Source organism: Shewanella sp. Sh95, assembly GCF_001308045.1.
GTDB lineage: Bacteria > Pseudomonadota > Gammaproteobacteria > Enterobacterales > Shewanellaceae > Shewanella > Shewanella xiamenensis.
In genome coordinates this window covers 50,916-60,300 of record NZ_LGYY01000058.1, presented here as the reverse complement: position 1 = coordinate 60,300, position 9,385 = coordinate 50,916, and the positions used below count along the sequence as shown (strand labels likewise).

Annotated in this window: 9 protein-coding genes; 7 read left to right on the top strand and 2 right to left on the bottom strand. The window is 45.0% G+C overall.

Translation table 11 applies throughout. The features are described from left to right. Nucleotides 1-257: 257 nt before the first annotated feature. Nucleotides 258-455, top strand: a complete 198-nt coding sequence (locus AEA42_RS04750; RefSeq protein WP_037423119.1) for a hypothetical protein — start codon at nt 258-260, stop codon at nt 453-455. An 8-nt stretch (nt 456-463) separates the two neighbouring features. On the opposite strand, the gene AEA42_RS04745 is transcribed toward AEA42_RS04750, so the two are convergent. Further along, complete coding sequence (locus tag AEA42_RS04745; protein ID WP_037423116.1) at nt 464-859, bottom strand: hypothetical protein; 396 nt, start codon at nt 857-859, stop codon at nt 464-466. Between the two features lie 141 nt (nt 860-1,000). Continuing rightward, nucleotides 1,001-1,984, bottom strand: coding sequence for a 2OG-Fe(II) oxygenase (locus AEA42_RS04740; protein WP_055647110.1), 984 nt, complete (start codon nt 1,982-1,984; stop codon nt 1,001-1,003). Between the two features lie 293 nt (nt 1,985-2,277). Between AEA42_RS04740 and ovoA the strand changes: the two genes are divergently transcribed. The 6 genes from ovoA (at nt 2,278) to glnL (ending at nt 9,357) form a co-directional block, all read left to right on the top strand. Further along, nucleotides 2,278-4,377 carry a 5-histidylcysteine sulfoxide synthase gene (gene ovoA / locus AEA42_RS04735; protein ID WP_088586521.1) on the top strand — a complete coding sequence of 700 codons (2,100 nt, stop codon included), beginning with the start codon at nt 2,278-2,280 and terminating at the stop codon, nt 4,375-4,377. Between the two features lie 654 nt (nt 4,378-5,031). After that, nucleotides 5,032-5,343 carry a pyrimidine/purine nucleoside phosphorylase gene (locus AEA42_RS04725; protein ID WP_055647108.1) on the top strand — a complete coding sequence of 104 codons (312 nt, stop codon included), beginning with the start codon at nt 5,032-5,034 and terminating at the stop codon, nt 5,341-5,343. Between the two features lie 113 nt (nt 5,344-5,456). Beyond that, complete coding sequence (locus AEA42_RS04720; protein ID WP_055647107.1) at nt 5,457-6,053, top strand: TetR/AcrR family transcriptional regulator; 597 nt, start codon at nt 5,457-5,459, stop codon at nt 6,051-6,053. A gap of 150 nt (nt 6,054-6,203) precedes the next feature. Then, nucleotides 6,204-7,361 carry an iron-containing alcohol dehydrogenase gene (locus AEA42_RS04715; protein WP_037425092.1) on the top strand — a complete coding sequence of 386 codons (1,158 nt, stop codon included), beginning with the start codon at nt 6,204-6,206 and terminating at the stop codon, nt 7,359-7,361. A 294-nt stretch (nt 7,362-7,655) separates the two neighbouring features. Next, nucleotides 7,656-8,189, top strand: coding sequence for a DUF4124 domain-containing protein (locus AEA42_RS04710; RefSeq protein ID WP_055647106.1), 534 nt, complete (start codon nt 7,656-7,658; stop codon nt 8,187-8,189). Between the two features lie 121 nt (nt 8,190-8,310). After that, the gene (gene glnL / locus AEA42_RS04705; RefSeq protein ID WP_037423098.1) at nt 8,311-9,357 is read left to right on the top strand and encodes a nitrogen regulation protein NR(II); all 1,047 of its coding nucleotides are present in this window, start codon (nt 8,311-8,313) and stop codon (nt 9,355-9,357) included. The last annotated feature ends 28 nt before the right edge of the window (nt 9,358-9,385 follow it).

Sequence of the window (9,385 nt, the reverse complement as noted above, 5' to 3'; positions counted from 1 at the left end):
CACGAGTACCAGTTGGGAGAGGCGCCACCTCAAGTCACAGGACTCACAGTGGACCAGCAGATCATTCTCGACGTGTTAGGCGAACGGTATCGGCAAATTTATTCCTAAATCAGGTGCGGAAAGTCGGATAATATGAATAATCTTGAAAAAGGTAAGCCTTACTCATGAAAACATAAAAATATCACCAAGATTCAAGCGAGCCTTAAATTAGAAAAAGGTTAAACTTGGTGCCAAGGATAAAAACGAAAGGAATTCGTATGTTAATGGGCTGGCTACATCAGGATATGGATGGCGAAGAACAATTACGCCGTTATCGACAATGCGTAGAGGAATTTAATCTGCTGGACTTTCATGATGATTATGTAGCTAAAATCCAATACGAATATCGATTACTACAAATCTTGTTTGAAGAGCAGTCGATTCAACAAAGTGAGCCTGACTGCTCTGAAAAATAACACGAGAATTAATCAACCGCCTTAAATGGCGAAAGTGATGCAAACTTGACCTCAAGTTGCCAATCCTGAATAACCATCTCCGACGGTTGCCAACTGTCATCAACCCATTCGTAAAGTAGGCCAGGATCTTCCTCAGCATTCACCAATAAACGACGGCCATCTTTTAAAACAATCGTATAATCAAGCCCCTGCGCATCCACACTTTCAATATCCCCCAAGACTTTGTGGTGAATGCTTGCAATTGCCCCAGTAGCCTTAACTGCTTCAGTTTTATTCGCTCCGCTGTAAAGTCTTAATACCTCATTGGTAGCGGGTTTATGAAATAAAAACTCTTCAGTCACGCCCACAACGATCGACGGATCAAGCTCATACCAAGCGGGTATCCATAATGCGTTCATTGCCATCCCGTTATATCCTGCATAATAATTTTACGGACGTGAACATTCTGCCCTAACCTTAGCCGATAAAATACTGCCCAAAGATAAAATAATTTTATCCTTGCGCAATCCAGTAAACCACAATTCCCTTATCAAATGCTGATAAAACTAGCTGAACAAGCCCGCTCTTAACCAAAACGGCTTATCTCTAAACCACTGGGTACAAACCCATTTTTGCCCCGCTGTTACCTCACAGCCACGGTGCAATGAGGAAGGAATGGGTTTGCCTGTTTGATCCGTATTGTCAAAAACCAAAATAGCGGCAGTCTCAGGTTTGACTTGTATATAAGGTGCCTTGAACTCCGTTTCGCCTCCGTCAAAATCATCATTAAGATACAAAATAGCCGTTTTTGACCTTTGGCCAAAACGTGCCAATTCGGCTTCAATTTCAGCCGTATATGCATGTATTGCATCATAATGCCATTGATAGAACTGGCCAGGCTCGTACCGAAGTACAACGATGGGTTCCGCAAACGCCAACTTAACCCCTGCAAACTTGGCAATGACTCTTTCAACACAAGCCATTGCAAGATTGTCATTAGGGATCGGTGTGGGGTAATGCATGTTGTTGCGGATACCACTTTCGACACTCCCCTTTCCCTGATGTCCATACACAGTAATAGGCCGCAAATGGGGCAATGAACATCTCTTAATATCGTCTAATAAATTCACTGGGAGTTGTGAGTGGGACAGCGTTGCCGATTGCAGTTGCTTCCCGGCTGAAGTCGGCCTGCGCTCAAAAGCCAATAGCGCAGCAAACACACTGATCGCATCAGCGTGGCGGGGCGTAATCGTTTTTAGCCAAGGTACGAAATAACAAAATTGTGCTTTAACCTCTTGCGCTTGCAGAGGATCTTCCATCAAAACATAGGCCCCCCAGAACGATTTTAAACTCGCTAGTTCCTCTAGCTCCCACTCAGCACTAAAAAACAAAGCAATGGCCAGCTCTCTTTCAGAAACCATACTACGCATGCAGTGAACCAACCAAAAACGCACAAAATCAGCCGACTCAGTTGCCAACTTAAGTACTAACGCCTCAGGCAAACGATTGAAATAACGCTCTTCTAATAATTGAACAAATAACTGCTGCATATAAAGACCTATTCACAACTCAACCCTACTATGCTCATTAAAACTGAATCGAACCTGCTAAGAAACATTTTATTTACAATCGATCGTTTTATCGTCTTTTTTCTCTATCAATCTTGAGTACAAAAATACAATCCTAGTTTCATCTCAGGCTTGGTTTCTGTTAGCTTGAAAACTCAGATAAATAACTGCCACATTTTGTTGGTAAAGTGATCCGATAACCAACCGTGACGTATTGAGCCTGACAACCCATGGCAACAACAATGGCACCCGCTTGCCCTATGGAGAAATCGAACATGCCTGTTTTGCAAACACTCAAACTTACGGGTGATAATGAAACGCTAAAACGTCAAGCACTTAAGCACTACTTCAACCAAACTTGGACGCTCTATGAGTCGCTCTTCGAGTTGATAAAACACGACCATGCCTATTATTTAAAAGCCGAGCCTTTACGCCATCCGCTGATTTTTTACTTTGGCCACACCGCGACCTTCTACATCAATAAGCTCAAACTGGGCAAATATCTTGAGGAGAGGGTCAACGATCATTTTGAGTCGATGTTTGCTATTGGTGTTGACGAGATGTCTTGGGACGATCTCAATGAAACCCACTACCAATGGCCAACGGTCACCGAGGTAAAAGACTATCGAGACAAGGTAAATCGCGTTGTTAACCAATTAATTGATACTATGCCAATCACCTTGCCTATCACTCAGGACAGCCCTGCTTGGGTCATTTTGATGGGGATTGAACATGAACGTATCCATTTAGAAACCTCATCAGTCATTATCCGTCAGTTGCCTTTAGAAGAAGTATCCCCAAGCGCTCACTGGCCTGAGTGCCAAGACTATGGAACGATAGACGCTAACCAGCTGATTGCTGTGGCGGGCAAAAAAATCACTTTAGGTAAAAAAGAGCAAGATGAAACCTACGGCTGGGACAACGAATACGGCAATAAGAGCTTTAAAGTGGCAGACTTTAAAGCTTCAAAGTATTTAGTGAGTAATCAAGAATATTTGGGCTTTGTTGAAGCCGGTGGCTATCAATCGCCCGAGTTTTGGAATGAAGAAGGTCGTGCATGGCTGGCTTACACTCAAGCCCAGATGCCACGTTTTTGGCGCCGATATGAGGGCAAATGGTGGCAACGAAATCTTACCAGCGAAATTCCACTTCCCCTTAATTGGCCAGTTGAAGTCAATCAACTCGAAGCTAAAGCGTTTTGTTATTGGAAAGCGCGCCAGACTCAAAGCAACATCCGCCTTCTGACTGAGGCGGAATGGTATATTTTACGAGAAAATATTCCAACCGATGCCCCCGACTGGCAAGAAGTACCAGGGAATATCTCGCTGGCCTACTACGCTTCCTCTTGTCCGGTAAATCGCTTTAAACATAATGAATTTTACGACATTGTCGGTAATGTCTGGCAATGGACCGAAACTGCTATCGATGGTTTTAATGGCTTTGCAGTGCATCCACTCTACGATGATTTTTCAACGCCAACTTTCGATGGTAAACATAACCTGATTAAAGGGGGCTCTTGGATCTCGACGGGCAATGAAGCCATTGCAGCCTCTCGCTACGCGTTTCGCCGTCACTTCTACCAACATGCCGGATTTCGATATGTGGAGTCCCTGCAAAACCCAGAGCAAATGGCCGAGGTTAATGTGTACGAAACCGATGAACTGATTTCTCAATACTTAGAATTCCATTATGGCGCTCAATATTTTGGCGTCCCGAATTTCTGCGTTAATGGCGTTCAACAGGCGTTAAACGAAATCCAACTTGAGCATACCGCGAAGGCATTAGACATCGGCTGTTCGGTGGGCCGAGCCAGCTTTGAGTTAGCTAAAGTGTTCGACCATGTTGACGGTATCGATTTTTCGGCTCGTTTTATTCAACAAGCCTACGCGCTGACTGAACAAGGCGAAAAACGCTATACCATCCGCACCGAGGGCGATTTACAAGAGTTTAAGAGTGTCAGCCTTGCTAAACTGGGCTACCAAGAAGAAGCCAAAAAAGTCAACTTCATGCAAGGTGATGCCTGTAATCTTAAGCCGATCTACACAGGTTACGACTTAGTTTATGCCTCAAACCTTATCGACAGGTTGAACGATCCCAAACATTTCCTCACCAGTATTGGCCAACGCATTAACCAAGGTGGCTACCTAGTGATTGCATCACCTTATACTTGGCTTGAGGATTACACACCAAAAGAGAAATGGCTCGGAGGCATCAAAGTAAAAGGGGAAAACTTCACCACTTTAGATGGGTTGACCGAAACCTTGATCGGCCAATTTGAGCTAGTCGCGGTTAAGGAAATCCCCTTTGTTATCCGTGAAACTAAACGCAAGTTCCAACATTCCCTCTCAGAAATGACGATCTGGCGTAAACGATAACCGAAAACATTTAGGAAAAAATCCGCCAGAGAATCACTTCTGGCGGATGCATAACAGACAGCTCTGTGACATTCGCGGCCCCAATGGCAAGGATCTGCTTTTGATATTGCTTACCATAACCAAGTTGATTTGCTAAGCCAATAAACTCTCTCTTCAGGAAGCGGCTAGGCTTATCACAGCACTGTATTCCTCTACTATGGCGTGTTGATATTTCAGTAGAATAACTAGACATCATTCCTCGTTTCGCGAGCACGTGCTTGCTAGAACGAACAAAATCTAATCTCGAAACGTCAACACGCCCTAATACCAATGGCATTAAACATCTGTTCATTCAGCGCAAGTTCAAAGTGCTTTAGGCAAGTCGAAGCATAATAGAGCTCTATCAGAAGTCTTTAACCTAATATAAAGTACCTCCTCCAGCCATCACCTGCACTATGGTTGCTAAGCCAGATTATTTTATTGGGTATGCCAACACCAACGAGTAATAACATAGAATAACTTAGAAAGTTTATGCACTTACACCCAAAACAAATCCTGTGTGCACAACATCCTATTTATTAAACAGCTACAGAGTAAAAATCATATTGACGACCGAATTAAAATAACTTTGAATTGCATACATATTCACAAAACATACAGTAATTGGAGCACGGGATGGAACGAATTGAGCAAGTAGCAGTAGCCAAAAAAGCCAATATCTATTTTGAGGGTAAGGTCGCTAGCCGCAGTGTATTTTTCAGTGACGGTAGTAAACAAACCCTAGGCGTAGTGCTTCCAGGAGAATACGAGTTTTCCACCTCGCAGGGTGAAATCATGCAAGTTACTAGCGGCAGTTTTGAGGTATTACTGCCAAATAGCTCAACTTGGCAAATATTTAGCGAAGGCAGCCAGTTTGAGCTTGCGGCCAATGTCAGCTTTAAAATTCGCAATAGCGACATAGCAGAATATTGCTGCTGCTATCTATAGCGTTCAAGTCGATGGAATGCTTAGCCAACTGAGCATTCCGCTGTTTACACAATACGTCTGTATAAAAACCACACACTAGACGACTGGTCTAATTTGCTATAGACTCCTGCGCCATGAAAACAGAAACCCAATCAACCCGTCAGCATATTCTCGACGTCGGTTACTCGCTGATCGTTAAGCAAGGCTTTTCGTGTCTAGGGTTAGCCCAATTACTCAAGACCGCCCAAGTACCAAAAGGCTCGTTTTACCATTACTTTGAATCCAAAGAGCAATTCGGTGAGGCACTTTTAACCAGTTATTTTGCGCAATACCAAACAGAGCTTGATAGCTTATTTGCCAACCCACAGCTCTCAGGCTTTGATCGCCAAATGCAATACTGGCAAAGATGGTTGCACGTACAACAGGACGGTTGTATCGATCAAAAATGCCTAGTCGTTAAGTTAAGTGCTGAGGTGGCCGATCTCTCTGAGGCCATGCGCCTTGTGCTTTTAAAGGGATCGGCAAGCATCATCGAACGCTTAACCCAGTGCATTCAAGTGGGAATTGCCGATAACTCCATCTGCAACCAAGACGCTCAAGCAACAGCAGAGTTGTTGTATCACATGTGGCTCGGCGCCAGTTTGATGAATAAACTCGGCCACAGCCGCGCAGCTTTAGAGCGCGCCCTTGCAATGACCGAATCTATTTTAAAGACCAAAACCATGGGTTAATGCCAGCAACACTGGCACACCAATTAATCAGCAACCCGTTAATGAACAATGAAATATCGCCTCGTCGGCTTGATTTATCATTTAGTAGCCAAACAAATATAGACGACTGGTCTACTAAATTTATTTTCCAACCATAGGACAAATAGCAGTATGTTTAATTTCACCTACTACAATCCAACTCGCATTCATTTTGGTAAAAATACCATAGCTGAAATCGACACCTTAGTGCCTAGCAATGCCAGAGTGATGGTGCTATTTGGCGGCAGCAGCGCCAAACGAACAGGTACCTTAGCCGAAGTAAAACAAGCGCTTGGAAATCGTTTTGTGGTCGAATTTGAGGGGATCGAACCCAATCCAACCTACGAAACTCTGATGCAAGCGGTCGCGCAAGTACGTGAATTACATATCGACTTCTTACTCGCCGTTGGTGGCGGTTCGGTCATCGATGGCACTAAGTTTGTTGCCGCGGCTGCGGTATTTGAAGGCGAGCCTTGGGATATTCTCACGAGCTGGGGCACCAAGGTGACCAAAGCCATGCCATTTGGCTCGGTATTAACCCTACCGGCCACAGGTTCAGAGATGAACAATGCCAGTGTGGTGACCCGTAAATCTTTGAAAGCAAAGCTGCCATTCCGTAACGATTTAGTGTATCCACAATTCTCCATCCTCGATCCCACCAAAACCTTTACCCTACCGGAAAGACAAGTGGCGAACGGTGTTGTCGATGCGTTTGTGCATATCACCGAGCAATATCTCACTTACCCAGTCAATGCCGCGGTGCAGGACAGATTTGCCGAAGGTTTACTGCAAATTTTGATTGAATTAGGCCCACAAGCACTCACAAAGCCTGAAGATTACGATATCCGCGCTAACTTGATGTGGGTCGCGACTATGGCACTCAATGGCACGATTGCCACAGGCGTTCCGCATGATTGGGCAACTCACATGATTGGCCATGAGCTCACCGCACTCTATGATATTGACCATGCCCGTACCTTAGCCATTGTATTGCCAGCACTATTACGCTGCACTAAAACGGCTAAGCGTGAAAAATTACTGCAATTTGCAGACAGAGTATGGCATATCACCACAGGCTCCGAAGACGAACGAATCGAGGCCGCGATTGCGAAAACCCAAGCATTTTTCGAAGCCATGGGCATTGCAACGCACTTATCTGGCTATGATTTAGGTAAAGAAGCTGTCGATGCGGTTGTTGCTCAACTCGAGAAACATGGCATGGTTGCTTTAGGTGAACATGGCAATATCGATCCCGCCATGAGCCGCGATATTTTAACCCTCGCCTTATAGTTCAATCTCACACCTCTGCAATCCCATGCTGCCGTGAGACTTTACACTATCAACGCACCATAATGGTGCGTTGATATTCCCTCAAACGGGGCAAAGGGTACTCACACTTAGGGGCATCAAGTTTTAAAGAAATATTTGTAATGGCGTTAGCGACATCATTCAGTCACACCTTGTCATCTTGTAAACCCGTTTATCGCCGATAAATCCTCATTACTGATGCACAAACACCATGATTTTTGATGAAAAAACGACTACTCTTGGATAATCTTATCTTACTGATAAAAGGATTTTTGCATGCGTTTCTTTACTCTCATCAGCTTAGTGCTGCTTAGCTTATTCGCGCAGGCAACAGTATATAAGTGGGTCGATAAGAACGGTAAAGTTCATTATTCCGATGAGCCACATCCAAATGCTGAGATTGTTGAATTAAAAGAAAAAACGCTAAACCAAATTACTCTTCCCCCCGTAAACCCTGATACAAATGACTCGCAAGCCATTGAACAAACCAAATACCAAGTCGTCATAACTTCCCCTGAAGAAGAGGAAACCGTCAGGGATAATAATGGCGATTTCCAAGTCACAGCCACAGTAACCCCTGAAATCAAGAGCCAATATTTGATGGCCCTTAAACTCGATGGTAAAGCCATCGGCCAACCCCAAATTGGCGGCACATTTCAGTTGAGCAACATCGACAGAGGTGAACATACCATTGTTGTCGATGCGATGACTCAAAACGGCAAAGTCTTTGCATCTAGCTCACCAAGAAAGATATTTCTTCATCAAGCGGCGATGACTCCAGCACCTAAAAAGCAACCAAAATCAAATTAAGTTGTTTAATAATAATTAGTTAGGTTGTAAGCAATACATTAAGCCGTTTGACGAAGTCGAGTTGCAGTATGCACCAAATCGGTGCAACATAAGGGTGCAACCCTATTTTCAGGAACGGTAGATGGATAAAGAGACTCTGCTCAATCATTTAGTGACCGCGGTACTGGTCATCGATAAGGATCTTAAGCCTTGTTATGCCAACGCCGCTGCAGAGCAACTGTTAGGTGTCGGTAGCCACAGGCTAGTCGAACAAGCATTACCCGAGCATTATCAAGCGCTAGGTGTCGACGCTCAGCTCCTTAGCGATGCGGTAAAGGCTGGGCAAAGTCTCACCGTTAACACCGCGACGTTAGTCACCTTAGATGCCCAGCATCACACCGTCGATCTGACACTGATCCCGCTCGAGGATGAAGCACAGCTGAGCCTGCTTGAACTTAGGCAAGTCGACCAACAACGACGTATCCACCAGCAACTTAGCCAAGATGCACAGCAGCAGGCGGCACAATTCTTAGTGCGTAACTTAGCCCATGAGATTAAAAACCCCTTAGGCGGCTTGCGTGGCGCAGCGCAATTGCTCTCGCGGGAACTCGACGATCCCGCGCAAAAGGAATTTACCAATCTCATCATCGAACAAGCTGATCGGCTGCGTAGCTTAGTCGACCGACTGCTTGGCCCGCAGCGCCCCACTCAACATAGTCTGCATAACATTCATCAAGTGGTGCAAAAAGTGTACAAGTTGGTGGAAATCGCACTGCCAGCCAATATCCAGTTGAAGCGGGATTATGATCCCTCGATTCCCGATATCGAGATGGACCCAGATCAAATGCAGCAAGCCGTGCTGAATATTTTGCAGAATGCGGTGCAAGCCCTTGAGCATACAGGTGGCGAAATCCTAATCCGCACCCGCACGCAACATCAGGTCACTATCGGTTCGCAGCGCCACAAGCTCGTACTGACCCTGTCCATTATCGACAATGGCCCAGGCATTCCGCCTGAGCTGATGGACACACTGTTTTATCCCATGGTCACCAGCCGTGAGCAAGGTTCTGGGCTGGGTCTATCGATTGCCCACAACATTGCCAGATTACACTCGGGCAGAATTGATTGCGTCTCCAGCCCAGGACACACAGAATTTATTATCTCTCTACCGATTTTAAGCGCAAAATAATTAAGCAAAACAAACGCATACCGTATGA

Bases quoted from the DNA above. Each gene is read 5' to 3' on its own strand.
- AEA42_RS04725 (WP_055647108.1), top strand. From the start codon at position 5,032: ATGGAACGAATTGAGCAAGTAGCAGTAGCCAAAAAAGCCAATATCTAT.
- AEA42_RS04750 (WP_037423119.1), top strand. From the start codon at position 258: ATGTTAATGGGCTGGCTACATCAGGATATGGATGGCGAAGAACAATTA.
- glnL (WP_037423098.1), top strand. From the start codon at position 8,311: ATGGATAAAGAGACTCTGCTCAATCATTTAGTGACCGCGGTACTGGTC.
- AEA42_RS04715 (WP_037425092.1), top strand. From the start codon at position 6,204: ATGTTTAATTTCACCTACTACAATCCAACTCGCATTCATTTTGGTAAA.
- ovoA (WP_088586521.1), top strand. From the start codon at position 2,278: ATGCCTGTTTTGCAAACACTCAAACTTACGGGTGATAATGAAACGCTA.
- AEA42_RS04710 (WP_055647106.1), top strand. From the start codon at position 7,656: ATGCGTTTCTTTACTCTCATCAGCTTAGTGCTGCTTAGCTTATTCGCG.
- AEA42_RS04720 (WP_055647107.1), top strand. From the start codon at position 5,457: ATGAAAACAGAAACCCAATCAACCCGTCAGCATATTCTCGACGTCGGT.
- AEA42_RS04745 (WP_037423116.1), bottom strand. From the start codon at position 859: ATGGCAATGAACGCATTATGGATACCCGCTTGGTATGAGCTTGATCCG.
- AEA42_RS04740 (WP_055647110.1), bottom strand. From the start codon at position 1,984: ATGCAGCAGTTATTTGTTCAATTATTAGAAGAGCGTTATTTCAATCGT.